The following is a 25,504-nucleotide window of genomic DNA, read 5'->3' on the forward strand; positions in this document are numbered from 1 at the left end:
AATTTGATGCAGGCGCAGCCAAAACAACGCATTTAAACGAAAGAAATAATTCTAAATAAGTTCATGAATACAATTTAGCTGTTTATCTCTGGTTAGCTTCTTTGCTTGCACGAATCATATCTACCGTAAAATCTATTACACTTGCATTGTTTTTAATGAGTTCCTGGTAGTTACGGTTTACCTCATAGTCTAAATCCAGAAAAAAGCCTTTGTTTACCTGATTTGGTAAACGGTGGGTAATTTTATAAAGAGGCGTATGGATAACATATCTGGTATTTGGTAGCTTGAAATTCTCCCACGTGCCGGCAAAACTACCCCAGCTAGCTCCTCCTACTGTCTGGCCAATAAATGCCTGCCCTATGCCCAAATCTTTGGCTACGTTGAGCGTAAAAGTAGTAGCCGAATAACAACCTGGGTCGGTCAGGAAATAGCTTTTGCCTGTATAAGCCAATTCTTTTTTTACGGGTTGTTGATTATTATTGCCTTTATTGACCCGATACATAAACTCTCCTTTGCGTTTCGGAAACCACAACCAGAACAAAAGCGGTGGGGTTATGTAATAGGGTTTAACAATAGAAAAATAGGCGCTTTTCTTAAAAGCAACGGTATCGACAATAGTAAAAGGGGTAGGAGATAAGTATTTCAGTAACCTCGATATATTCGGTATATAACCCCCGCCATTGGCTCGTAAGTCAATAATCAGATGCTCAATGCCTTGTTTTTTGATTTTTTTAAAACTGTTACGAAGCCCACGTTTAAATTTATTTTGACCGTAATCAAGAAACTTGCCTGTCATGCTGAATGTTGTTATATCAAGCAAAGCAATGCGGTTAAGGCTATCTATAACTTTTACCGAAAGATTAGGCCTTTTAAAGGCTTTATAACGTGTTTCAGAAAGTTTATTGATTTGTCCGGTATTGAGGCAAGCCAATTTTTTTCTAAGAATTTTGTTGTCGTAAGGTAAACGATAAGTGATTGTTACCGAATCTATTTCGCCGTATTGCCTTAAATAATAATTCGGAAATAGACCTGTAGTATAATAATTTTTTACTGCTTCGTTACCATTATCGCTCGATACAAATACTTTTAATTTTTGCATCAGCAAATCAATACGCTCATTATTTATTGCAATAACTTCCGAACCCCGCACAACAGTAGAATCCTGAGACGTATTTAAACTGATAAAATATCGGTCTTCAATTTTGCGCAGATAGAAAGGTACATATTTTACCTTTTTTGCGTTAAAGCGTTTGGCATCAAAGCGTATGTTTGTATGGCCATCTTCAACGGCTGTTACCAATTGCGCTAATACTTTGTAGGCTTCAAGATAGCTAAGGGGCTGGGTAAGGCTATTGTAAAGCGAATCGTAGATTTTTTCGTACTCCTGTTTTGTATTGTAATGATACATGCCCGGATGCAATTTCTCGAATTTTCGTTTCAGTACGGCCATATCTTCTCTTACCTCTTCTACCGAAAATGTTTGTTTCTGGGCATGGCTATATAAACTAAAAAAAGCAAAAAACAGAACGAGCAGTTGTTTCATTAAGTACTTTGGGCGTTTTGACAAAGCTCTTAGGCTATGCCTTGTAATTGTTATACCAGTAAAAAATGCGAAAACACGATGATAATAATCGTCGGCATTATATACTAACGAAAGAAAGTGAATTATCTGATTTTGACCTTGTTTTTAATCAGATTTAAAGTGAATTTCAAGACAGTATCTTCGTTTTTAAGGAAATCGTCAAGATTGGCACTTACTTCAAAATCTGGCTGTAATATGGGTTTATCGTACTTTTTGGCATCTACGTTGTAAAGAATGCGGCCCAGAGGCAGAGAAATTTCTAAAGCAGTATTTGGCAACTGAATAGTTGAAAATTGTGCTGCCGAGCAACCGTCATAAGCTCCACCGCAACTCATACCAATATAAGTGCCTACACCCATATTATGTAGTTTTGAGACCAAAAGTGCGGCCGCCGAAAAGGTACCGCCGTTCATGAGTACATAGACATTTTTATTGTACCTGAACTCATCGTGTGGGCGTTGTTTCTGAGCATATTTACTTTCTAAGAAGCCATCCTGGTTTCGAACCGAAAATTCAGTATTGAGCCTTGCTGCTGCTTCTCGGGCATAGCCACCATCATATTTTTTGTAATCTTGCTTTAGCCTTTGCAAACTTTCATCACGAAAACCCAGCTTATAAGCATCAAAGGGTTGGTTAGTAAAATAGCGAAGCAAGAATATAGAATACTCTAATAAACCACCTGAGTTACCTCTAAGGTCAAGAATCAAATTTTCTATCTTATTTTCCTGCAATTTTCTGAAAATCTTTTTGGTTTCACCCTCAAAATTACCTCGGCTCATGGTGTTAAAATCATACATAAACGAGCGCACATCAACCATAGCTACTTTTTGTGTAGAATCAATAACCTTGTAAGAAACCATTCCTGTGGTATCTTCGTCTACATCGGGGTATCTTGTCTCTACCATTTTCTCCATAAAATAGGTGTCTTTCGCATCTATTTTAGAGGTTTTTGTTTTTTCTTGGCCTTGTTTTCGATACGTTATCACAAAGGCATCTTGCTCGCCTTTCCACAAATAATACAATTTTCTGAACTCACGTATTGCATAGTATTTGCGGGCGTTTGGGTTAATACCGTCGCCATTGTAATAGGATTTTTTCTCTAAACTTTCTATGATTTTTTTAACGGGTTGGCCGTCGATTTCTACGATTTCGGTACCACGAGAAATTTTTTTGTCGGCCGAATAATTTCTTGATACCAGAAGCTGGTCGTTGATTAAGCGAACACTAAACGGAAAATATTTTGGTCTGTCGGCCGAAGAACTACCTTTTGTGAGCAGGCGGCGGTCGAGCATCATGTGTGTATGCCCACAACCTATGGCTTGCACCATTGGTAAAAGAGAAAAATAGGCTTCACGCAGTGTAAGCCTGCCTTTGATAGTGCCAGCTATAGAATCGTGCAGAATCTGGTATTTTTCTTTAGAAATGTACTTGTATGGGTCAGGGTGGAACTTCTCTATTTCGTTCTTTAAGGTATGCAGGTCTTCTTTAATCTGCTCGCCCGAATAAGACTGGGCAAATGCAAAAAAACTACCGAAAAAGAGTAGTGTCGTCAGAATGTAAGTAATCGTTCTTTTCATAGCAGGCCGAATTTCTCTTCAAATCTAATGCAAAATCTGATTATTTCAAGTATCTGCCTTGTATAGATGCATAGAAGACCTATTACTCGGCTAGTGCTGGCAGATGTTATATTATAATGAAAATTTGGCTAAAATATTATATAACTATTCTAATATTTCTTATACGTGGCAGTAAGCCGAAAATTATGCTGAAATAATATTAAAAGTGCTGTTTTGTGAATGCTTCTGAAATCAATAAATAACAAATTCAGGACATGGGTTTTAGGCAGTGTGCTGTTTTTTTATTAATTTTGTGGTTTAATAAACTCGTTCTTTGAACGCCCATGCTTAACAGACGCCTCATACGGATTCGTGCGATGCAAGCCTTATATGCTTATAAACAAGCTGAGGGTGCGAATTTCCAATTATCATTAGACCTCATTGCAGATGATTTTGCTCCAGATTTGAATTCAATGGAATTTCAGGATCGTGAGAAATTAGAGGGATACAAAAAATTAGGACAACAACTGCTTCATGAAGCATTTTCTCGTCAGGATGAAGACGATTTTAATGTGCCAAAAGAAGTATTGATGTCGGTAGAAAAAGCCAAAGATTATTTTCTGCTTAAAAACAAAAAAGATGTTGACCACTATGCCGGTAGAATGATACTTGAGGCTGAAAAAGTCTATGATCTTTATTTACAAATCTTATTACTCTTCATTGAGCTGGCTGACCGCTCAGATGCAGACGAAAGAAACGCCGCTTCTCAATCTAAATTATCTGACAACCAGATAATTAAAAAACTTCGTCAGGAAAGACTTCTCGAAACACAGGCTATCCGCCGTAATGTAAACTGGAGCACAGAGCAAGTAATTGTAGCAAAATTGTTTCGTGAGGTATTACGTAGCAATGCACATTATATTGAGTACTGCGCTAAAAAGAATCATACTTTAGAGGAAGACTTTGCGTTTTTGAAATATATGCTTAAAAATGTGGTTCTGAAAAATGAACTGACGTGGGAGTATTTCGAAAAACAAGACCTTTATTGGATTGATGACGTAGAAACGCTACGTGCGGCAATAACCCATACTTTTCAATCATTTGTAGAAGATGGCAGATTTAAAATTGCTCTTTTAGACCAGGAATGGGACGAAAGAAAAGATTTTTTACAAACTTTGTATCGTAAAAGTATTGTTGAAGAAAAAGAACTGGAAGAGGTTCTGATACCTAAGTTGAAAAACTGGGAGATTGAGCGTATTTCAGAAACAGACCAGATATTGCTGAAAATGGCTTTGGTTGAAATGCTTAATTATCCGAGTATTCCGATTAAAGTAACTATCAACGAGATAATTGAAATAGCAAAAGATTACAGTACTCCGAAAAGCGGCCAGTTTGTGAATGGTATCTTAGATAGCCTTTCGAAAGAACTGAAAGAGGCCGGAAAAATCCGTAAAAGCGGACGAGGAATGCTAGACAATAAATAATATTGAATTTACTGGCTAAAATCTTAATTTTGGCGGTAGATTAAGAATCAAATTATTATCCATTATTAAATCTCCCACACGGGACACGGGTATTATGAGCAATTCATCAAGAACATTTATTTCATTTTTAGTAGGTGTAGCAACAGGAGCCGCTCTAGGCGTTTTATATGCTCCTGATAAAGGAGAAATCACTCGCGATAAACTGTCATATCGTTTATCAAGGTATCGTGAGCAATTACAGAAATTTATCAATGACTTGATTGAAAGAGGCGACGAAGTAGCCATGGAAGTAGTAGGTGGCGATAGTTCAGCTAAGGCCGAAGGGCAAAAAGTAGTAAGCGAGGCTCGTCAGAAAGCCGAAAAATTACTGGAAGATGTTGAATCTTTGATGAATCAGATAAAAGCAAAAAACTAATACACTAAAAGTTTAATTTTAAAATAATGAAAAAAGTACTCTTAGCCCTATTTACTGTTGTAACTTTAGGAGGACTTAATTTTTCGTGTAATCTTGTTGATTCTAAAGGTAATACCGCAGATTCGCTGACTGTTGCTGAAAATGCTCCGGTTATTAAGTTTACCGAAGAAAGTTTCGATTTTGGTAAAATTAAAGAAGGCGATATAGTAGAACACAAATTTGTGTTTGAAAATGTGGGTAAAAGCCCTCTGCAAATTCTTGACGTACAGGTGCAATGTGGTTGTACGGTAGCATCAAAACCTGATGCTCCGGTAGGAGTAGGGCAGAAAGACGAGATTATTGTGCGTTTCAACAGCTTAGGCAAAGCAGGTGTAAACAAGAAATTTGTTACCATTACCTCTAATGCTGTGCCTACACAAGCTGTATTATCGTTTACGGCCGAGGTATTGGCTAAAGGAACTCCTGACTCATTACAGGCCGCACTCAGCAAGATGAAAAAAATACTAAAATAACCCTCACTAAAATTTAACAAAACACTATTTAAAATGGTACTATTACAAGCACAAGGCGGAAACGGAATGTTTTCTATAATCATGATGGTCGGTATGATTGCCGTATTTTATTTCTTCATGATTCGTCCGCAACAGAAAAAATCACAAGACCAGAAGAAAATGGTAGAAGAACTGAAAGAGGGTGATGAGATTGTTACTTTCGGCGGGTTACACGGTAAAATAGTTTCAAAAGACGAAACAACCGTAACGATTTCGGCAGGCGGTGGTGCAAGATTGACTTTTGAAAAAACATCGGTTGCAAGAAAGAAATAAAAGGCCATAGGCAACTCAGAGTAGAATTTTGAGTGAATAAGCGCCATACAAGCATTATAATTGTATGAATTTTAAAACATTAATCTTGTGTTTTTTGGCCGCCGCTATATTCTGGCTGCTAAATGCCCTCAATAAGTCGGGTTATACAAGCAAGATGAATTATCCTTTAGAGATAATATACAACGATTCACTCTATATTCCGATTACGCCTTTGCCTAAAACTGTAAAGGTGAGTTTGTCGAGTACCGGGTGGAATTTAATAAGAGATAATTTTTCTTTAAATGCGTCGCCACTCATATATGTGGTCGAGAATCCACTTAAAGAAAAGCAATTGAGTTCATCAGCCTTACAAGAGAGTCTTTCAGCACAGTTGAAAGGTTCAAAAATAAATTATGTTGACTCTGATACACTTTTACTGAATTTCGAAAGAAAATACAGAAAGAAAGTGAAACTGAAAGTAGACAGCCTGGGGGTAGATTTAGAAAAAAACTTTGTGATAGCAAGCCTTATTAATATAACACCCGCCGAGGTGATTGTTGAAGGCCCTGCGTCTGAGTTAAAAGAGTACCCTGATACTTTTTTCTTAAAAGTACCTGCTAAAAATCTGGCTGTTAACTTTGATGAGAAAATAACGATTCCGTTTCCGAAAAAATCATTGGTAAAAAACAACGCCGAAAGCGCTGCTGTAAGTTTTGAAGTAGCCGAATTGTTGAAATAAGCCAGATTTCAGAAACTTAATTTGTATTATCCATAAATTTATATCATTTTAGTATCTGATGATTGTTTGTTCTTACTCAATCATCAGATATTTTTTTCTTCAATCTAAAAAGTTCATTAAAATGCCCTCAGAAACCTCACGTCGCTCGCAGGCTACGCCTATGAAAGATGCCATAGAAGCATTTCTGAAGACTTTTAATCTGAAGTCGAAGTTTAATGAGACCTATCTTGTAGCATTCTGGGAGCGTATGATGGGTAAAATTATCGCCTCTCGAACCAAAGAAATCTACGTTAAAAACCGTGTTTTATATCTACGCATAGATTCTTCCCCTTTACGTCAGGAGCTTTTTATGGCAAAAACCAAACTGATTGACATCGTTAATAAAGATGTAGGTGAGGCGGTAATTGAAGACGTAATTTTTTTGTAAGCACATCTTTCGCTATTTTCAATAACTTATTTGTTAATTTGCTTTTCGTACCTGAATCATACATAGTTTTAGGTTAAAATGCCTGCTTGGTATTTGCCTAACACTAAGATTGGCATACGCAATAGATTAGACATCAGCAAACAGAAACAAATTTGGAATCATTAATTGCTCCACCAAAACTAAAAGAAGGCGATAAGGTAGCCATAATAGCACTGGCCAGTAAGCTAAACCCTGACGATATTCAGGGGGCTATTAGCTATATGCAAAATAACTGGGGTGTAGAGGTTGTAGTAGGCCAATCGGTAAGTGCCAGTTATTATGGTTTTGCCGGAACCGACGAAGTACGTGCCAGAGATTTTCAGCAAATGCTTGATGATACCTCAGTAAAAGCTATTTTTTCGGCACGTGGTGGGTATGGTAGCTCACGAATTATAGATAATATAGATTTTGCAGTTTTTAAGCAGAATCCTAAATGGATTATTGGCTTTTCAGATATTACGGCTGTGCATAGCCATGTGCAGTCGCTGGGTTTTCAGAGTTTACATGCTCCTATGCCCAAAACATTTATGAAAGATGAGTTTTCGCTGAAAACCTTACAGCCTTTTTTGTTTGGCAGTGGCATGAGCTATGAGATACAGCCTAATGAGTTGGATAGAAATGGAGAAACCGAAGGACAATTAACCGGAGGAAACCTCTGTTTATTGGCTCATCTGATAGGTTCAGTATCTGATATTAGTTGGGAGGGCAAAATACTATTTATTGAAGATGTTGGCGAGTATCTATACAACATAGACCGCATGATGATACAATTGAAACGTGCGGGAAAACTAAAGAATCTGAAAGGATTGATTGTAGGTTCGTTTACCGATAATAAAGAAAATGATGAGCCTTTCGGCAAAACTGCTTATGAAATCATTGCCGAGCATGTGTCCGACTATAGCTATCCGGTTTGTTACGGATTCCCATCTGGGCACGATACCGTCAATTGGTCTATGCCATGCGGGAGAGCCGCAAAGCTAGAAGTTGGCATCACGAAAACTATCTTGACATTTCAATAATAATCTATAATCTTAAACACAAAACCCATGGAAATCCTGTCGAAAATTCTGATTGGTCTGGTTGCCCTTGAGCACATCTATATCTTATATCTCGAAATGTTTGCCTGGACAACCAAAGGGCCAAAGGTATTTAAAACATTTCCTGCCGAGTTATTCCCCAAAACAGTTTCACTAGCTGCCAACCAAGGTTTATACAATGGTTTTCTGTCAGCAGGTTTAATATGGTCTTTGCTTATCGAAAATCCAGAGTGGAGTAAAAATGTTGCTTACTTTTTCTTGGGCTGTGTAATCGTTGCAGGAGCGTATGGTGCTATTTCGGCTAGTAAAAGAATCTTTGTAGTGCAAGCTCTTCCTGCTATTCTTGCCTTGCTTGTAACGTTATTTGCCTGATTAAAGCATTCAGAATTTTGTAATGCAATCCATTTTATTTGTGGCTGAAAGTCTCAAATATGCTCAAACTTTCTTCGGCTAAAAATTTAGAAACTGTGGTAAAATAGCTTACATATTTTTCTATATTTGCATAACAGTATGCAAGCATACTTTATTTGAGGATGGACATAAAAGCGAAAATAGAGCAATCAATTGCCTTTTTGTCAGACGACTTATCGAATCTTCAAGAACCATTCTACCTCATTGGTAGTTCGGCCTTGATACTAGCCGGAATCCCTCTGGAAACAAGCGATGATATTGATTTGCTGACCTCGTATCGGGATGCTACTTTTCTGAAAAAACATTGGCAAGCAAATAAAGTAGACACATATTGGACTAAAGATGCAGATAAATTTCGTTCTAATTTCGGACGCTTTCAATGGGGTACAACACTGGTGGAGGTAATGGGTAATTTAGAGGTATTTCATGAAGATAAATGGCAAAAACTAATTGTAAAAGAGTATTTTGAATTAGAGATAAATCAGGTGAAAGTCAGAATACCAAATCTCAAGGAGCAACACCGGATATTTTGTCTTTTCGGCAGAGACAAAGATTTAGCAAAAGCAGATAAAATAGTACAATACACATAGAACCTATTTAAACTTTTTTCTTTGGCCTGCAAATGGCGCTTTTTTGATTATATTTCAGAGAAAAATTTCGTTCGTAATTCTACTACGAACTCAGTTTTTCCCTTCATCTAATCAAAAAAACATCCATTTTCGTCATCAAATAAAAAGTTTAAATAGGTTCATAATTCAACCCTAAAATGGAAATTAATTACAAAATTGAAAACAATGTGGCGATTATCAGTTGGAACATGACCACCTCGCCCATGAATGTATTGAATGATATTTCTATTCCTGAATTTGAATCACACCTGCAAAATGCCTATGCCGACCCATCGGTAAAAGGTATTGTTATTACCTCTGAAAAAAACGAGTTTATAGCAGGCGCTGATGTGAAAATGCTTTTGAAAAACAACGATAAAGACCCCGCTGAAACTTATAAATTTTCGCTCGATTTTAATAATATATTCCGTAGGCTCGAAACCTGCGGCAAACCCGTAGTTGCGGCCATAAATGGTACTGCCTTGGGTGGTGGCTATGAAGTTTGTCTTTCATGCCATTACCGAATAGCCCTCGATAACCCTAAAGCACAAATTGGCTTACCCGAAGTACAGCTAGGGCTCTTGCCTGGCGGTGGTGGTACTCAACGCCTGCCTCGCATAATTGGTATGGAGCAGGCTTTAATGTTGATGGTTGAAGGTAAGCGAGTAAACCCTAAAGAAGCGCACAGCCTGGGCATGGTAAATGATTTGGCTAGTAGCAGAGAAGAGCTAATGGATAAAGCCATTAAATGGGTATTGGCTAACCCGAATGCCATACAACCTTGGGACGAGATAGATAAAAAAACAGGGGCTATAAAAGCCCGTGAAAACTATAAAGTACCGGGTGGCAATGTACAGTCGCCTACGGGGATGCGTACTTTTGCAGGCGGTACAGCCATGATTATGGATAAAACCAAAGGGAATTATCCTGCACCGATTGCGATTCTGTCGTGTGTGTATGAAGGCTTGCAGGTGAATATGGATAGAGCCATTGCAGTAGAAGTAAGATACTTTGTAAAAGTCGCTACTTCAAGAGAAGCTAAAAACCTGATAGGGGTGATGTTTCTGGGTAAAAACGAAGCCGATAAAGGTGCAAGTCGCCCGAAAGATATACCTAAAACTGAGGTAAAGAAATTGGGTATTTTAGGAGCAGGTTTTATGGGTGCAGGTATTGCTTATGTATCGGCAATGGCGGGTATTGAAGTGGTTTTGAAAGATGTAAGCCTTGAAAATGCTGAAAAAGGAAAAGAGTATTCGAGAGGATTGATAAAGAAAGGCATTGAAAGAGGAAAAACTACTGCCGAAAAAGGCGAACAATTGTTGAGCCTGATAAAAACAACCGATGCGGCCGAAGACCTGAAAGGCTGCGATTTGATTATAGAAGCCGTTTTTGAAAACCGTGAATTGAAGGCTACTGTTACCAAAGAAGCTGAACCAATGCTGGCAGAGGGCGGCGTGTTTGGCTCTAATACTTCAACACTTCCGATTTCGGGCTTGGCAAAAGCATCAGCAAAACCCGAAAACTTTATTGGGATTCATTTCTTTTCGCCGGTCGATAAAATGATGCTTGTTGAGTTGATTCGTGGTAAAGAAACTTCTGACTACGCTGTTGCGTTAGCAGTAGACTATGTAAAGAAAATCAGAAAAACGCCGATAGTGGTCAACGATTCAAGAGGCTTTTATACTTCTCGTTGTTTTGGTACTTATACTTCTGAAGGTATTGCTTTATTGAAAGATGGCGTTGACCCAATCTTGATTGAAAACGCCGGAAAAAATGCAGGTATGCCTGTTGGTGCTTTGGCGGTTTCTGACGAAGTAGCTCTTGATTTAGCCTTGAAAATCTCAGGGCAGGCTATTAAAGATGGTGCTTTAGGTGAAGATGATACCACTTATCAGGTAACCAAACTGATGGTTGAAGACTTAGGTAGACTAGGTAAAAAGAACAAAAAAGGTTTTTATGAATACCCGGCCGACGGTAAAAAATACCTTTGGGAAGGGCTCGCAGAATATTTTCCGGTAGCAGAAACCCAACCGGATATTGAGGAAGTAAAAAAACGCTTGCTGTACCGTCAGGTAGTAGAGTCTATCAAATGTATGGATGAGGGCGTACTTATTACCAAATTAGATGGCAATATTGGTTCGATATTAGCTTGGGGTTTTCCAGCCTATGCAGGTGGAACACTCAATTTCCCTGATTTTGTAGGAACAGAAACATTCCTGAAAGAATGTGATCGTTTGGCTGATACTTATGGAGAGAGATTCAGATTAACAAGCCAACAAAAAGAATTAGTAAAAACTTTATAGTTGCAATAATGCAACTCTTATGAATAATTAGAGAAAAATGGCTGAAAAGAGGTGGTCATATAAACCTGTTCCTGACCGTGAGATAGTTAAATCATTAGCTAAAGAATTAAGTGTGGAAGAAACCCTTACCAGTATGCTGGTACAAAGGGGAATACATGATTTTGGACAGGCAAAAAACTTCTTTCGCCCACAATTACAACAGCTACATGACCCATTCCTGATGGCCGATATGGCCAAGGCCGTTGCACGTCTGGAAGAAGCTATTGCTAAAAATCAGAAGATTCTGATTTATGGCGATTATGATGTAGATGGTACTACCGCTGTGGCATTGGTTTATGGGTTTTTAAGTACTTTTTATACAAATATTGAATACTATAATCCTGACCGCTATACCGAAGGTTATGGGGTATCTTTGCAAGGAATTGAGTTTGCTGCCGAGCAGGGAGTTTCTTTAATTATCTGCCTCGACTGCGGCATTAAAGCGCAAGACAAGGTAAAAATAGCTAAAGAGCAATACCAGATAGATTTCATTATCTGTGACCACCACGAGCCAGATGAACATTTGCCCCAAGCAGTAGCAGTACTTGACCCGAAACGCAAAGATTGTGCGTATCCTTACAAAGAACTAACGGGCAATGGCGTAGGTTTTAAACTCTTACAGGCTTATTGTATAAAAAACGGAGTTGCCATAGAAAAACTCTATGAGTTTATTGATTTGTGCGTAGTAAGTATTGCTTCTGACATTGTACCTATTACTGGCGAAAATAGGGTTCTGGCTTATTTTGGCTTAAAGAAGCTAAACGAAAATCCGAGCATAGGCTTAAAGGCGCTAAAAGATGTGGCAGGTTTTACAAGCAACATGACCATCGAAAACGTGGTGTTTATCTTAGGCCCACGTATCAATGCTGCAGGGCGTATTAAACATGCCAAGGCTTCGGTAAAACTCTTGCTATCTGAAAACTTTGACGAAGCCACTGAGTTTGCCCACGAGATACAAAAACATAATTTAGAACGCCGTGGCCACGACACCCGCATAACCGAAGAGGCACTGGCCATGATTGAAGAAAATGAATGGTTGGCAAATACGGCTAAAAGCACAGTGCTTTACAGAGAAGACTGGCACAAGGGGGTAATAGGTATTGTAGCCAGCCGTTGTATCGAGAAATATTATCGGCCTACTATTATTTTTACCAAAACCAAAGAGGCTATGGCTGCCGGTTCGGCAAGGTCGGTATCTGGGTTTGATTTATATGCGGCTATTGAAGAGTGTTCGCATTTGTTAGAGCAGTTTGGCGGGCATAAGCACGCTGCGGGTATGACCCTCGCTATTGATAATATTCTGCCATTTCAGCAAGAGTTTGATAAAATTGTATCGAAATATATTACTGACGAGCAACTGACTCCGGTTGTAAGTATAGATTTAAAAATCAGGCTGGCCGATATATCTCCTAAGTTTTTCCGTATTATCAACCAGATGGCACCTTTTGGCCCCGAAAATATGCAACCTGTTTTTGTAACAGAAAACCTTACCTTAAAATATACGCCTCGTATCATGAAAGAAAAGCACTTAAAGTTAGAGCTTTTTGAAGAAGAAACGGGGGCTATTTTTACAGCTGTCGGTTTTGGTATGGTTGAGGAACATTACCGAAAACTGACCGAACAAAAGTATTTCAAAGTTGCTTACCAGGTTGAAGAAAATACTTTCAACAACAAAACAACGCTACAATTGATGTTGAAAGATATTAAATATTATAACTAAATCGATTGGGTGTCTGTTAGCTATATAATTGGTTAACAGACACTTAAGTAGATTTAACTCATTTTCTGATAATTGCCAATTTCGGCCAGCACTCTCTGTGCTTGCTGTATATGTCGTGAGTCATGAGCAATAATAAACTGAAAGGTATCTCCCAATTTCAGTCTTACCCATTTAGTAATAGAAATCGGGATACGTATTTTATCTAAATCAACATTTCGTGCTTGTTTCAGGTAACTCAGCAATGTTTCTTGTTGTTCAATAAACGCTGCCAGCACAGCATGTGCATGAAGGTTTACTGGCGGTATGTGTCCTTTGAATGCCTTGTATTTTTTGGTATTAGAAGGCAGCATCATTTTGGTAAAATAGGTACCTAACCAAGTGCTCTTAAAAGAATCGCTTAAAGAGTGTTTTGCATGATTGTCTAAACCATTTTTGATTTGCGGCAAATAATAGAGTCCATAACTGTTGAGGTGTTCAAAACATTGGGCAATACTCCAGCCGCCGTCATTGGGTGTTTGTAATAAAACTGCCTCATTCAGGTTTTGAAAAGTGTGTATAGCTATCTTAAGGTGTTGTTCTACTTCGTTTTCTAAAACTTCCAGAAATTGTATTTTATCAACTTTGCTCATGTTTTTAGATGTTTGTGACTGATTATGATGCAAAATTGCTAAGCCTCACCGATAAAAATCTTGGCAAATACCAAGATTCCTAAATCCGTATTTTGTTTATAAGTTTACTGAAATTGGTAGCATCAATCCCTAGATAATTGGCCAGATATTTATGCGGTACTAATTGTAGAATATGAGGGCTACGTTTCAGTAATTGCATAAAACGCTCTTCTGATGAGTAACACTGCAATTCTACCAGACGAGTAAATACGCCAGATAATGTATGTGTGATTCCTTGCCTGATAAGTATTTCAATAGACTGTCTGGTTTGCATAAGTACCTGAATATCGGCGAACGATGCTCGTAGAAACACTGAGGGAGTAAGGGTTTCATAAAAATACCTTGATTCGGTTTGTAACAACAAAGCATCAAGTACACCACCAAAAGATGGATTGTAGGTAAAAACCAAAGTTGCTTCACGGTTTTGTTCATCAAAGTAATACACTCTTTGCACGCCCTCTACTACAAAGTACAGATATTTCTCTTTCTCGCCCATAGCCGTGATAATCTCTTTCCGCTTAGCTGAAAAGGGCTTCCATAGTTTCGAAAAATCTTCCCAGTCGGTATCACTTAAAGGACTGAAAGCCGAAACCAGTTGTTTTAATTGTATGAGAGCGTCAGGCATAAATGTTGGGTAGTCATGTTAATTCTGTGGCAATAATAATGAGCAATTTACTTACCTTAGCACAAACAATTATGCTTGACTATGAAATTATCTGAAAAATATTTTTCCTTCATACAACCATTTCCACTACACTCTGGCACTTTGTAATAAAGTAGTATTAATCCTTTTTGCATGACTGAAGCTGAACTCATCAAAGCTTGTTTAGAAAATAACCGTTTTGCGCAACGAACGCTATACGATCGTTACAAGCGGGCTATGTATACTTTGGCATACAGGCTCACAAGCGATTTTGATGAGGCCAACGATGTGCTGCAAGATGCCTTTTTAGATGTTTTCAGAAAACTGGAGAATTACAGAGGTGAAGCTACTTTAGGTGCCTGGATTCGAGCCATTGTGGTTCGAAAAGCCTACCGCAAATTAGAAAAGCCAAAAATGTGGCAACTCATAGAAGAGATTCCCGAAGAAACCTCGGTTGACTGGGGCGATGCCATAAATGCCGAATATCTCGAAAAAGCCATTCAGGCATTACCCGAGGGTTTTCGGACTGTTTTTATCCTGATAGAAGTTGAGGGTTATACCCATAAGGAAGTAGCCGAGATATTGAGTATATCAGAAGGGACATCGAAATCACAGCTTTTTTATGCCAAAAAGAGATTAAGAGAAATGCTTAAACCTTGAAACTATGTATCAATTACCCGAATACGAGCCATCTGATAAGGTGTGGAAGAAGATTGAGGCAGCTCTTAATGAAGATGCGATGCAAAAATCTATCAGCCAGCTAAAAACCTATGAGCCAACCGAGGACGTATGGACTGGTATTAGACAAGAACTGAATACGCAAAAAACTAAATTGATAGGCTGGCAATGGCTTGCCGTTGCAGCTTCGGTATTATTGATAGCAGGTATGTGGCTTTTTAAGCAAAAAGATATGCCAAGCATCAGTTTTTCAGAAGAGAAATTAGATAAGCAATTGCTCTTTAGCGCTACCGATAACAGCCAGAAACAATACGAAATGATAGTAGCCTATTGTAAACAACAAACCTATGTATGTCAGAACCCTGAGTTTAAAGAATTGAAATCAGAACTAGAAGAACTCAATTCGGCGAGTATCCAGCTAAAAGATGCAGTAGGGGAGTATAATACAGAACCTGAGCTAATGGCGCAGCTGACTGCCATTGAGCAGCAAAAAGCCAGTGTAATCAGAAAAATGGCGATGAAGATATAAATCTGTTGGAAATGATGAAGAACCAAACATATATACGCGTGCTTAAACCTCTGCTTTTAGGTTTGCTTCTGATGATCGAATCAAAAGCCCAGACTACCCTGCAAGTAGTTACCAAAAGTATAGAAAAAACATTTACGGCGACTAATATTATTGTTGTTGAGGCCGAAAAAGCAGATATAGAACTCATCACTTGGGAAAAGGCTGAAGTTCAAACTAAGATTGAACTTACAGCAAAACACCCCGACAGAAATACTGCTAAAAACGATTTAGAAATGATGAAGTATGTAGCCGATAAAATGGCAGATAAAATACTATTAAGAAACTATCTGGTTGTGCCGGCGGGTACACAAAAGCCAAACGCTAATTTCAAAGCAAAGTATGTGATACATCTGCCGGAGAATCTGAAAGTTACAATTCAGAATAGTTTCGGAAAAATTCTAGTACAAGGTAAATATAGCCAGCTAAATATCAAGTCGGAGTTTTGCATACTTGATTTACAAAAAACAGATGGGAACATAAAACTTGAAACCTATTATGGTGAGGTACACAGTAAAAACTTTAATGGCGTAACTACAATCAAATCAGAACGTTCGGAGCTATTCTTTCAGCAATTAAGTGGCATAAATACTATCAATGCACAATATGGGAAAATAGAAATTGAGTCGGTTGCAAACCTTAAAATGCTTACGATTAATGCAAAAAAGACCGAAATCAGTATGAAAGTCCCCTTATATAATCATGGTTTCAATCTTGAATCAAAATACGGCAAAATGACTTTGCCTGATGGATTCAAATGGCAACAGAACACTAATAACAGCAAAGCGGCTACCTATAATCTTTCGGCTACATCCAGAATCAACATACAAAACTCTTTCGGCAATATCTCTATTAACTGACAAATCTAAGGCATTATGCAAAAGCTAATTATATATATCATTCTTCTTTTACCTATGCTTGCAACAGCCCAAACCGATAGTGTAAAAGTGAGCTATTCAGAAGAGAAAGTAGAGAAATTTGAAAAGACTACTTTAATAGACGAATACGAAAAAGCATTTGGAAACAACAGAGTTGTGAAAAGTAGTTTAAGAATTGCTTTTAATCGAACGCGTTTAAGTTTTTTGCCTGATAGGTCTTTTACACCGTATCAGAACATTTTCAGATACTTGGATCCTATTTTTCAATTTGAGCAAAAGATAGGTATAGATAAATCGCTTGTGGCTAGTATTAGTACGAACACAAATAAAAAAGAATCGATATGGCGAAGCGATATTGGACTGGAGGGCAGGTGGTATTATGAAATGAAAAAAAGGGTAGAAGCCGGCAAACAACAGCCTAATATAACGGGGAAATATATAAGTTTAAAAGTTGAGGCAAATCCATATAGGTATAATCCAACCTCTCCGTTTACAGCATTTTTAATTCAGCAAGGTAGGGCTACCTTTATGTTTCGTCCTACTTCTACTTACAGTATTAACTGGGGCTGGCAATTTGGTAATAATCTGGATTTTGGCTTTTCTGTGGGGCTTAAGCACGGTAATAAGGCTGGTGTAAGCAACGAAGAACTTTGGGTGAATGAAAAAGTATCTTCTGAAAAAGGTATTACACCTTTTATCTCGATTAATGCACAAACGGCACTAGGGTTATATCTTCCGTTAAAAAGAAAATCGTCTGGTAACTATTGCGATTTCCTGCAATGTAATTATGAAGTGAAACAATTATTTAAGCTAAATGTCAATAATGCTTTTTATCTGGATAGGTATTTTCAGAATGTAAAACTAGATGTAGCTTACGAAAGAAAGATTGGACGGTCACCATTTTCTATTAATTCAAATGCTGTAATAAGTGCGTTAAACGCATTCAGATATACTCCTACTGGTTACAGAGAGATAGCAATTAATGAACCAAATGTAGCATTTACTACAATGATTGTAGGTACTTATTCGCCTAAAATGAGCAGTTCTCAAGGCTATAACTTAGGATTAATAGAACAGTTGCGCTATTATATTGGCATGAAAAATCGTGTTTCAAAAGGGAAATCGGCTAATAACTTGTCAGGTCTTTACATAGGCGCTTTGGCTAATTATCAGCTTATTTCGCAGCGTACGCCTTGGGCAGAGGCTAGTATTGGGCCAGTTATTTATAAAGATTCCTACAATGAATTGAATTTAGGATTAGGAATTGGCTATCAGGTTCAAACCAATCGCCATTCCTTTATGGATGTAAGTCTGAATTTTATAAGACAAAAAGTATCTTACGAGGATGCAAATCGGAATTATAGTAATTCAATGTTTGACTTTTCACTGAAACTGGGTTTGGCCAGATAAAATGATTTAATAAATATTAACAAGATTTCTGAAGAAAAGACGTTAATTTTGCAATAGAAATGGGCGAAACAGAAAGAAATGATTCTACGTACAGAAAACCTTATTAAAAAATACGGACAACGCTTAGTTAATAATAATGTAAGTTATCAGGTCGGGCAAGGCGAAATTGTGGGTCTATTAGGCCCTAACGGAGCCGGAAAGACTACTTCGTTTTATATGGCTACGGGTTTAGTAAAACCTAATAGTGGTAAGGTATGGCTTGATGACCTCGACATTACTTCGTTGCCCATGTATAAGCGTGCCAAATTAGGCGTTGGGTATCTGGCACAAGAGCCTTCGGTTTTCAGGCAGCTAACTGTAGAAGAAAATATTCTGGGTATTCTCGAATTGGCTAAACCACAACTAACAAAAGCTGAGCGAAAAGAAAAAACTGAATATCTATTAGAGGAATTCAGCTTGACACACGTGCGTAAAAATAAAGGTATTGTGTGTTCGGGTGGAGAGCGTCGTCGTACAGAAATTGCCCGTGCTTTGGCCGTTGACCCTAAATTTATTTTGTTAGATGAACCATTTGCAGGTGTTGACCCTATTGCCGTTGAAGAGATTCAAGGCATTGTAGCTAAACTCAAGCACCGCAATATTGGTATCCTGATTACCGACCACAACGTAAACGAAACGCTATCAATCACCGATAGAGCTTATCTGCTATTTGAAGGTAAAATTCTACGCCAAGGAACAGCCGAAGACCTTGCAAGCGATGAACTCGTAAGAAAAGTTTATCTGGGCCAGCACTTTGAGCTGAAACGTAAGATTTAAACAATCAACTTATCACTTATTTTTCTTCTTAAACCAAGCACTTGCGTGCTAAAGTTTTCGCTTGATTTTTAATTTCTCAGGTTGACTAATCATTCCTTAGCCTGTTTTTTCTACAGAAATAAATTATATTTATTCAAACAATTTTACTTCTATTCTGGTAATTAAAGTATAGTAACTCTAATTTTATCGTTTGATAAAATAAAAAGAATATTTTTTAATTATATTCTACAATATCACAATTTTCCTACGTTAATTGTAGCGTTAAAACCTATTAAAATCTCTTACCCATGAAATGTACGCCATCTAGTTTCAGGTCTAAATTATTGAGCGTTTTTCTCGTTTCACTATTTGCATTTAGTACAACAATATACATTAGTGGCTGTTCGAAACTCAACGAAGTTGGCATTTCTGCCCGTAACTTCGAAGACGAAATTCAATTAGCCCAAAACCTTGTTTTTACCTTTAATAAAGACCTTGTTGGCGATAAAGATTTAGATAACTGGGAGGCCGTAGAGTATGTAAAAATAGAGCCTAAAGTAGAAGGGGTATTCAAATGGGTAGCCAAAAACGAATTGGTTTTTTCGCCAAGTAATGGTTTTAAACCTGCTACCGACTACAAGGCTGTGTTGAGTAAACCTTTGCTAGGTAAATCGGCCACTAAAAAATATACACTTGGTAACGAAACTGTAACGTTTCATACACCCTACCTGCAACCACAAAAAATAGAAAGCTATTGGATGAAAGGTGCTGATGGCAAGCCGACAGCCAAAGTGAAAATTGACTTTAATTACCCGGTACAAAAAGCTGAACTCAACAGTTTGGTAAAGCTGAAAGTATCGGAAACCGATAAAAGTTTTGTAGTAAATAATACAGGTAACGATAATAAAATAGTGTTGGCTTTGAATGACGTGGCTTCGACGAGAGACGAAAAGCCATTAACAGCTAATATCGAAAAAGGTATTAAAATGACGGGTGGCGGAGCCAGCACGCAACAAACATATACACTAGAGGGTGTGGTGCCGTCGCCGTATGATGTGAAAGTGATTGATATCGAAACCGGATTTGAACGTAACCAAGGCTTTGTTAAAGTTATTACTACCCAACAGATTACTGACGATAAACTGAAAGATACTTATACCATTGAGCCAGCAGTAGAAACCCAAACCGAAGTAACAGAAAACGGCTTTATAATTAAAGGCTTTTTCAGCACAACAGAAGCTTATACACTTACAATTAAAGACAACCTGCGTGGCACATTGGGTGGAAAACTAGAGGGAGCTTATACCAAAGACCTGTTCTTTGGCGAAATGCCTGCCAGCCTTGAATTTACTACTAAAAAAGGTTTGTATCTGTCGTCGAAAGGTAGCCGGAATATAGGCGTTAGGGTTACGAATATACCTAAAGTAAAAGTAAAGGTGTTGAAGGTGTACGAAAACAACATTTTGTCGTACGTGCGTAACAACCGCTACGAAGATTATTTCTATGACGGTGAAAGAAGTTCGCCTAACGGCTTTGTGTATAATGACGATAGTCAGGGTTTTTATAGCGATGTGATTTTTGACCGAACCATCGAAACAGGCAATTTGCCAAAGGTGCACGGTACGTCAATTCTTAATATGCCATTGCCCGACCAAAGCAAACTGAAAGGCGTATATCTGGTAAATCTCAATTCAAACGATGAGTTTTATTTTAATGCCAGCAAACTTGTATCGGTATCAGACTTAGGAATTATCGCCAAAAAAGCTGATAATGGAGACGGTGTAATGGTTTTTGTAAACTCAATTATTGATGCGCAGGCTTTGGGCGAGGTAGAAATCAATCTTATCAGCTCGAGTAATCAGGTAATTGAAACACAACGAACAGACCGCAAAGGAGTAGCCATTTTTGAAAAACTGTCAGAAAAAGCACCGAATTTCAAGGTAGCTATGATAACCGCCCGTACCGAAGACGATTTTAACTACATAATTTTAGACGATACACAAGTAGAAACCTCACGTTTTGAAGTAGAGGGTAAACGTGCCAATGCCAGTGGTTACGATGCATTTGTTTATGGCGACCGAGATATTTATCGCCCCGGTGAAACTATTCATTTCAATACAGTAGTAAGAGACAGCAAATGGGCTTCGGCAGCAGAAGTTCCATTAAAGATTAAGGTCTTGTTGCCTAATGGCAGAGAGTTTAAATCCTTCCTGAAAAGTACAAACAAGCAAGGGGCAGTAGACACTGCAATTCCGCTTGATAGAGCAGCTGTAACGGGCAGCTATTCGCTTGAAGTTTACAATGGAAACGATGTGTTGCTAACTTCAAAATCAATTAGCGTAGAAGAATTCATGCCCGACCGCATCAAGGTCGATTTATCGGCAAAAGATATTTACCGCTCGGGTGAAACCGTTGCTATGCAAGCAGTGGCAACCAATTTGTTTGGCCCTCCGGCTTCTAACCGAAATTATGAAATGGATTTCAGCCTTAAACGCAAAGTATTTACTGCAAAAGGCTTCGAAAACTATGCCTTCGATATTCGTAATGATACCAAATTCAACAATGATATACGTCAGGGTGTAACTAACGAAAAAGGTGTCGGCACACAGAATTTCCAGATTCCGGCCACCTATAAAGATATGGGTGTATTAGAGGGGAAAGTATTTGTAACAGTTTTTGATGAGACAGGGCGGCCGCTTAACCGTATGCATCGCTTTGATGTGTTTACGCAGGAAACATTTTTTGGTATTGGCTTACCTGATTATTATGTAGGTACGCACGTGCCTATGGCAATTCCTTTGGTTGCACTAAATACTGCTGGTAAAATACAGAATAATGCTCGTGCAACGGTAGATGTTTATCGGATAGAATACCAAACGGTAGTTGAGAAAACGGATGGTGTTATCCGATATAATTCTAAACGACAAGAGAAACTGGCTCAAACCAAAGAAGTAGATTTTTCGGGCGGGAAAGCAAGCATTAAGTTTATTCCGCAAGTATCAGGTGAATACGAAATCCGTATTTACCGCCCAGATGCCGCAAGTTATGCTTCTCAAAGTTTCTATGCTTATGGTTACGGCAGCACCTCAAACAGTGCCTTTGAAGTGAGTAACGAAGGGCAGGTTTTGATGGAAATGGATAAAGAAAAATATCAGGTAGGAGACAAGGCCAAGATTCTGTTAAAAACACCTTTTGCCGGAAAAATGCTTGTAACTGTAGAACGGAACAGTGTATTAGAGCATTTTTATGTAGAAACCGACAATAAATCGGCAGAGGTTGAGGTAAAAGTTACTGATGATATGTTGCCGAATGTCTATGTAACGGCTACGTTGATTCGCCCGATGAAAGGTATTGATATGCCACTTACAGTAGCGCATGGTTTTGCCCCTATGAAAGTAGAAAAAGCCAGTAATGTATTGCCTATTGAAATTGTGGCTGCAAAAGAATCTCGCTCTAAACGCAAGCAAAAAATTACGGTAAAAAGCAAAGCCAATACCGAACTCACAGTGGCGGTAGTTGATGAGGGTATATTGCAAATTAAGAACTTCAAAACACCTGACATTTATAATTACTTTTACCAAAAACAGGCTTTGGAAGTAAGTAGCCATGATTTATATCAATTCCTGTTTCCTGAATTATCGCTATCAAGCAATAGCAGTATTGGGGGGGATGGGTATAATCTGGAGAAAAGAGTTAATCCACTAAGTAATGGGCGTACTAAATTGGTAGCTATCTGGAGTGGTATTTTAAAAACAGGCTCAAATGGCGAAGCACAATTTGAGTTTGATATACCACAGTTTTCGGGTGATTTACGGATTATGGCTGTGGCTTATAACGATAAAGCATTTGGGTCGGCTAATGCAAATATGAAAGTAAAAGATCCGATTGTGATAAGCACCGGAGCCCCGAGATTCCTAAGCCCTAATGATGAAGTTGTTATTCCGGTAACTATTACCAATACTACCAATAGTAACACCACCGTGAGTACTTCACTGAATCTGACGGGAGGTTTGGCTTTACAAAGTCAGAATAACCAATCCTTGTCAATTCCGGCAGGAAAAGAGGTCAGAACTATGTTTACTGTAAAAGCACCTGCTGTGATTGGTACAGGCAGCATTGCCGTAACTGTAAATGGTTTTAAAGAGAAATTTTCTGAAAGCATCGACCTGACTATCAGGCCAAGTACTTCTTTGCTGAAAAGCTCGTTTTCGGGTGAAATTCCGGCAGGCAAAACCGAGGCAATCAGTCTAGCTAATGATTATATGCTGGGTTCGGCACAGGCGAGCCTCTTGGTAAGCCGCTCGCCAATGGTGCAATTTGCCAAAGAGTTAGATTACCTTTTGGGTTATCCGCATGGATGTATTGAGCAAACGGTGGCTAAGGCATTTCCGCAATTGTATTTTGCTGATTTTACAAAGACAATTGCCTCAAAGTCGAAATCGATAGGATTGAAAGGCGATAATGACTGGAATCCGCAATTTAATGTGCAGGCGGCTATTCGTAAAATTGAGAGTATGCAATTGGCTAATGGTGGCCTGAGTTATTGGCCGGGTAGTGATTACGAAAGCTGGTGGGGAACAATCTTTGCTGCGCATTTCTTGCTTGAAGCCAGAAAAGCAGATTATGAGATAAACGAAAATAATCTCAACCGAATGTTGGATTATCTGACAACCAAAACAGCGATGCAGGAAACAACCGAGTTTGAATATATGTATGCCGAAAATGGTACTTATACTACTCGTACTATTGCCAAACGTGCCATGATATACTCGCTTTATACATTGTCGTTGGCTGGTAAGGCAAACCAACCAGTAATGAACTATTATAAGTCGAATACTAATCTGCTCACAACTGATGCCCGTTATATGCTAGGCGCAAGTTTTGCACAGATTGGCGACGATGGTAGTTATAAACAATTAATACCAAAAGACTACGTGATTGAAAGCACAGCCAAAGAAACAGGCGGTAGTTTCTCGTCGCCAATCAGAAATCTGGCTATTTCGTTGAATAGTTTGGTGGAATCTGACCCTCAGAATTTGCAGATTCCAAAAATGGCAAGAGTACTTTCGCAAGCGGTTAAAAATAGCCGTTATCTGTCAACACAAGAGTCGGTATTTAGTTTTCTGGCTTTAGGTAAAATTGCTAAACGCAATGGTGAGTCGAACGTAACAGCTAGCTTAATGAGCGACAATAAACAGTTGGCTAGTTTTACGGGAGCCGATTTGTCGCTGGATAAAAACATAGCCGGAAAAACAATTAATGTGAATACGAAAGGCAAAGGAGCGCTTTATTATTTTGCTCAGCAAGAAGGACTAAGCGCCACCGGAAAATATGTTGAAGAAGATAACTTCCTGAAAGTGCGTCGCCAGTTCTTTACACGTACAGGGCAACCACTATCAGCCAATCAATTCAAGCAAAATCAGCTAGTGGTGGTAAAAGTGAGTATTTCGGGCACTTCGCCAATAGAAAACGTAGTAGTAACCGATATGTTACCTGCGGCATTTGAGATAGAAAACCCTCGCCTGAATGAAGACCGTGAAATGACTTGGATAAAAAATGCCTCTACACCGCAGCATTTTGATATAAGAGACGACAGGATTAATTTCTACACAACAGCCGATGGAACAGAGCGAAGCTTCTATTATTTGGTAAGAGTGGTTTCTCGTGGTAAATTTATCATTGGGCCAGTGGCAGCCGATGCCATGTATAATGGCGAATACCATAGCTACAATGGTGGTGGTATCATAGCAGTGCAGTAATAATCATACCAACAGTATGGTACACGTATAGGTATCATGCTGTTGGTATTTTGTTTGTAAAAAACAAAAAAATAGCATAACTTGGAGTCTCTTCAAACTCCTAAACAATTTTAACTATGGCTAATCCGGCATTTTCGGAAAAAACATTTACCAAAATCGACATCACTGATAGCGGCGATGTAATGACGGTACAAAGTACCCTTACTAAAGTAGGTATCTTATTATTTATATTAATGGCTTCTTCGGCCGTATCCTGGATAGGTTTACTTGAAGGTTGGAGCATAGCACCCATGCTTATTCCGGCCGGCTGTATTGGCGGTTTACTCTGCGCCATTGTACTGGCATTTAAAAAAGAATGGGCACCACAATTAGCACCAACCTACGCTTTGCTTGAGGGGCTGGCTATTGGCGCTATCTCGGCTATTTTTAAAGATTTAGCTTTTATGGCGGCAGGGCTTACTTTTGGGGTAGTGCTAATCATGTGGTTTTTGTATAAAACAAAAATTCTACAAGCTACACAAGGCTTTATTTTTGGTGTAACAGCAGCTACAGGTGCTATTTTTCTACTTTATATGCTTACCTGGATATTGGGCATGTTTGGTATAAGCGTACCGTATATTCATGAAGGTGGTAAAATAGGTATTATATTCTCGTTGGTAGTAGTAACCATTGCGGCCATGAATTTAATCATCGATTTTCACCTGATTGAACAAGGTGCTGCCATGCGTGCCCCTAAATATATGGAATGGTACTCAGCCTTTGGCCTAATGGTAACTATTATCTGGCTTTACCTTGAAATTCTGAAATTATTGGCTAAAATTTCTCGTAAATAGGCATTAGATAACTCAAATAAAGGAAGCCTTCTCTGAAAGCAGGCTTCCTTTTTATACAAAAAAAGAAAATCCATATAAAATACATGGATTTTGCTCTCTACCCCCTATAAAC

General features: G+C 38.5%; 22 protein-coding genes. 18 read left to right on the forward strand and 4 right to left on the reverse strand.

The features are described 5' to 3' along the window. Positions 1 to 82: 82 nt before the first annotated feature. On the reverse strand, positions 83 to 1,543 hold the full coding sequence (locus tag WAE64_RS03340; RefSeq protein WP_340234576.1) for a S41 family peptidase: 1,461 nt from the start codon (positions 1,541 to 1,543) through the stop codon (positions 83 to 85). A gap of 122 nt (positions 1,544 to 1,665) precedes the next feature. After that, positions 1,666 to 3,159: a S41 family peptidase gene (locus WAE64_RS03345; RefSeq protein ID WP_340234578.1), complete on the reverse strand. Its 1,494-nt coding sequence runs from the start codon at positions 3,157 to 3,159 to the stop codon at positions 1,666 to 1,668. 323 nt (positions 3,160 to 3,482) lie between these two features. Here WAE64_RS03345 and nusB point away from each other — a divergent pair, with 323 nt between their 5' ends. The 11 genes from nusB (at position 3,483) to recJ (ending at position 13,163) form a co-directional block, all read left to right on the forward strand. Then, positions 3,483 to 4,622 carry a transcription antitermination factor NusB gene (nusB, locus tag WAE64_RS03350; protein WP_340234580.1) on the forward strand — a complete coding sequence of 380 codons (1,140 nt, stop codon included), beginning with the start codon at positions 3,483 to 3,485 and terminating at the stop codon, positions 4,620 to 4,622. 94 nt (positions 4,623 to 4,716) lie between these two features. Next, the gene (locus tag WAE64_RS03355) at positions 4,717 to 5,037 is read left to right on the forward strand and encodes a YtxH domain-containing protein (protein ID WP_340234582.1); all 321 of its coding nucleotides are present in this window, start codon (positions 4,717 to 4,719) and stop codon (positions 5,035 to 5,037) included. Positions 5,038 to 5,063: 26 nt separating this feature from the next. Beyond that, positions 5,064 to 5,549, forward strand: a complete 486-nt coding sequence (locus WAE64_RS03360) for a DUF1573 domain-containing protein (protein WP_340234584.1) — start codon at positions 5,064 to 5,066, stop codon at positions 5,547 to 5,549. A gap of 33 nt (positions 5,550 to 5,582) precedes the next feature. Next, positions 5,583 to 5,861, forward strand: coding sequence for a preprotein translocase subunit YajC (yajC, locus tag WAE64_RS03365; RefSeq protein ID WP_340234586.1), 279 nt, complete (start codon positions 5,583 to 5,585; stop codon positions 5,859 to 5,861). A gap of 64 nt (positions 5,862 to 5,925) precedes the next feature. Then, positions 5,926 to 6,579 (forward strand): YbbR-like domain-containing protein, encoded by a 654-nt coding sequence (locus WAE64_RS03370; RefSeq protein ID WP_340234588.1) that lies wholly within the window; start codon positions 5,926 to 5,928, stop codon positions 6,577 to 6,579. Positions 6,580 to 6,700: 121 nt separating this feature from the next. Further along, the gene (locus tag WAE64_RS03375) at positions 6,701 to 7,006 is read left to right on the forward strand and encodes a DciA family protein (protein WP_340234590.1); all 306 of its coding nucleotides are present in this window, start codon (positions 6,701 to 6,703) and stop codon (positions 7,004 to 7,006) included. Positions 7,007 to 7,158: 152 nt separating this feature from the next. Continuing rightward, positions 7,159 to 8,064 carry a S66 peptidase family protein gene (locus WAE64_RS03380; protein ID WP_340234592.1) on the forward strand — a complete coding sequence of 302 codons (906 nt, stop codon included), beginning with the start codon at positions 7,159 to 7,161 and terminating at the stop codon, positions 8,062 to 8,064. Between the two features lie 27 nt (positions 8,065 to 8,091). Next, positions 8,092 to 8,454 carry a DUF1304 domain-containing protein gene (locus tag WAE64_RS03385; protein ID WP_340234594.1) on the forward strand — a complete coding sequence of 121 codons (363 nt, stop codon included), beginning with the start codon at positions 8,092 to 8,094 and terminating at the stop codon, positions 8,452 to 8,454. A 161-nt stretch (positions 8,455 to 8,615) separates the two neighbouring features. Next, a complete protein-coding gene (locus WAE64_RS03390; RefSeq protein WP_340234596.1) occupies positions 8,616 to 9,083 on the forward strand; it encodes a nucleotidyltransferase family protein in 468 nt (155 codons plus the stop codon). A 176-nt stretch (positions 9,084 to 9,259) separates the two neighbouring features. Beyond that, positions 9,260 to 11,404 (forward strand): 3-hydroxyacyl-CoA dehydrogenase NAD-binding domain-containing protein, encoded by a 2,145-nt coding sequence (locus WAE64_RS03395; RefSeq protein ID WP_340234598.1) that lies wholly within the window; start codon positions 9,260 to 9,262, stop codon positions 11,402 to 11,404. A gap of 37 nt (positions 11,405 to 11,441) precedes the next feature. Next, a complete protein-coding gene (gene recJ, locus WAE64_RS03400) occupies positions 11,442 to 13,163 on the forward strand; it encodes a single-stranded-DNA-specific exonuclease RecJ (protein WP_340234600.1) in 1,722 nt (573 codons plus the stop codon). A 53-nt stretch (positions 13,164 to 13,216) separates the two neighbouring features. On the opposite strand, the gene WAE64_RS03405 is transcribed toward recJ, so the two are convergent. Then, positions 13,217 to 13,792, reverse strand: a complete 576-nt coding sequence (locus tag WAE64_RS03405; protein WP_340234605.1) for a DinB family protein — start codon at positions 13,790 to 13,792, stop codon at positions 13,217 to 13,219. Between the two features lie 79 nt (positions 13,793 to 13,871). Beyond that, positions 13,872 to 14,456, reverse strand: a complete 585-nt coding sequence (locus WAE64_RS03410; RefSeq protein WP_340234607.1) for a Crp/Fnr family transcriptional regulator — start codon at positions 14,454 to 14,456, stop codon at positions 13,872 to 13,874. Between the two features lie 171 nt (positions 14,457 to 14,627). Between WAE64_RS03410 and WAE64_RS03415 the strand changes: the two genes are divergently transcribed. The 7 genes from WAE64_RS03415 (at position 14,628) to WAE64_RS03445 (ending at position 25,392) form a co-directional block, all read left to right on the forward strand. Continuing rightward, entirely contained in the window at positions 14,628 to 15,134 is a 507-nt protein-coding gene (locus WAE64_RS03415) for an RNA polymerase sigma factor (RefSeq protein ID WP_340234609.1), read from the forward strand. Positions 15,135 to 15,138: 4 nt separating this feature from the next. Then, on the forward strand, positions 15,139 to 15,681 hold the full coding sequence (locus tag WAE64_RS03420) for a hypothetical protein (protein ID WP_340234614.1): 543 nt from the start codon (positions 15,139 to 15,141) through the stop codon (positions 15,679 to 15,681). Positions 15,682 to 15,692: 11 nt separating this feature from the next. Next, on the forward strand, positions 15,693 to 16,577 hold the full coding sequence (locus tag WAE64_RS03425; RefSeq protein ID WP_340234616.1) for a DUF4097 family beta strand repeat-containing protein: 885 nt from the start codon (positions 15,693 to 15,695) through the stop codon (positions 16,575 to 16,577). Between the two features lie 15 nt (positions 16,578 to 16,592). Beyond that, a complete protein-coding gene (locus WAE64_RS03430) occupies positions 16,593 to 18,005 on the forward strand; it encodes a hypothetical protein (protein ID WP_340234618.1) in 1,413 nt (470 codons plus the stop codon). Between the two features lie 78 nt (positions 18,006 to 18,083). After that, complete coding sequence (gene lptB, locus WAE64_RS03435; protein ID WP_340234622.1) at positions 18,084 to 18,821, forward strand: LPS export ABC transporter ATP-binding protein; 738 nt, start codon at positions 18,084 to 18,086, stop codon at positions 18,819 to 18,821. A gap of 287 nt (positions 18,822 to 19,108) precedes the next feature. Beyond that, a complete protein-coding gene (locus WAE64_RS03440; RefSeq protein ID WP_340234624.1) occupies positions 19,109 to 24,559 on the forward strand; it encodes an alpha-2-macroglobulin family protein in 5,451 nt (1,816 codons plus the stop codon). Positions 24,560 to 24,675: 116 nt separating this feature from the next. Further along, positions 24,676 to 25,392, forward strand: a complete 717-nt coding sequence (locus WAE64_RS03445) for a Bax inhibitor-1/YccA family protein (RefSeq protein WP_340234626.1) — start codon at positions 24,676 to 24,678, stop codon at positions 25,390 to 25,392. The last annotated feature ends 112 nt before the right edge of the window (positions 25,393 to 25,504 follow it).

Source organism: Emticicia soli, assembly GCF_037860775.1.
GTDB lineage: Bacteria > Bacteroidota > Bacteroidia > Cytophagales > Spirosomataceae > Emticicia > Emticicia soli.

Coding starts and splice junctions, on each gene's coding strand:
- WAE64_RS03340 (WP_340234576.1), bottom strand. CDS start 1,543: ATGAAACAACTGCTCGTTCTGTTTTTTGCTTTTTTTAGTTTATATAGC.
- WAE64_RS03345 (WP_340234578.1), bottom strand. CDS start 3,159: ATGAAAAGAACGATTACTTACATTCTGACGACACTACTCTTTTTCGGT.
- nusB (WP_340234580.1), top strand. CDS start 3,483: ATGCTTAACAGACGCCTCATACGGATTCGTGCGATGCAAGCCTTATAT.
- WAE64_RS03355 (WP_340234582.1), top strand. CDS start 4,717: ATGAGCAATTCATCAAGAACATTTATTTCATTTTTAGTAGGTGTAGCA.
- WAE64_RS03360 (WP_340234584.1), top strand. CDS start 5,064: ATGAAAAAAGTACTCTTAGCCCTATTTACTGTTGTAACTTTAGGAGGA.
- yajC (WP_340234586.1), top strand. CDS start 5,583: ATGGTACTATTACAAGCACAAGGCGGAAACGGAATGTTTTCTATAATC.
- WAE64_RS03370 (WP_340234588.1), top strand. CDS start 5,926: ATGAATTTTAAAACATTAATCTTGTGTTTTTTGGCCGCCGCTATATTC.
- WAE64_RS03375 (WP_340234590.1), top strand. CDS start 6,701: ATGCCCTCAGAAACCTCACGTCGCTCGCAGGCTACGCCTATGAAAGAT.
- WAE64_RS03385 (WP_340234594.1), top strand. CDS start 8,092: ATGGAAATCCTGTCGAAAATTCTGATTGGTCTGGTTGCCCTTGAGCAC.
- WAE64_RS03390 (WP_340234596.1), top strand. CDS start 8,616: ATGGACATAAAAGCGAAAATAGAGCAATCAATTGCCTTTTTGTCAGAC.
- WAE64_RS03395 (WP_340234598.1), top strand. CDS start 9,260: ATGGAAATTAATTACAAAATTGAAAACAATGTGGCGATTATCAGTTGG.
- recJ (WP_340234600.1), top strand. CDS start 11,442: ATGGCTGAAAAGAGGTGGTCATATAAACCTGTTCCTGACCGTGAGATA.
- WAE64_RS03405 (WP_340234605.1), bottom strand. CDS start 13,792: ATGAGCAAAGTTGATAAAATACAATTTCTGGAAGTTTTAGAAAACGAA.
- WAE64_RS03410 (WP_340234607.1), bottom strand. CDS start 14,456: ATGCCTGACGCTCTCATACAATTAAAACAACTGGTTTCGGCTTTCAGT.
- WAE64_RS03415 (WP_340234609.1), top strand. CDS start 14,628: ATGACTGAAGCTGAACTCATCAAAGCTTGTTTAGAAAATAACCGTTTT.
- WAE64_RS03420 (WP_340234614.1), top strand. CDS start 15,139: ATGTATCAATTACCCGAATACGAGCCATCTGATAAGGTGTGGAAGAAG.
- WAE64_RS03425 (WP_340234616.1), top strand. CDS start 15,693: ATGATGAAGAACCAAACATATATACGCGTGCTTAAACCTCTGCTTTTA.
- WAE64_RS03430 (WP_340234618.1), top strand. CDS start 16,593: ATGCAAAAGCTAATTATATATATCATTCTTCTTTTACCTATGCTTGCA.
- lptB (WP_340234622.1), top strand. CDS start 18,084: ATGATTCTACGTACAGAAAACCTTATTAAAAAATACGGACAACGCTTA.
- WAE64_RS03440 (WP_340234624.1), top strand. CDS start 19,109: ATGAAATGTACGCCATCTAGTTTCAGGTCTAAATTATTGAGCGTTTTT.
- WAE64_RS03445 (WP_340234626.1), top strand. CDS start 24,676: ATGGCTAATCCGGCATTTTCGGAAAAAACATTTACCAAAATCGACATC.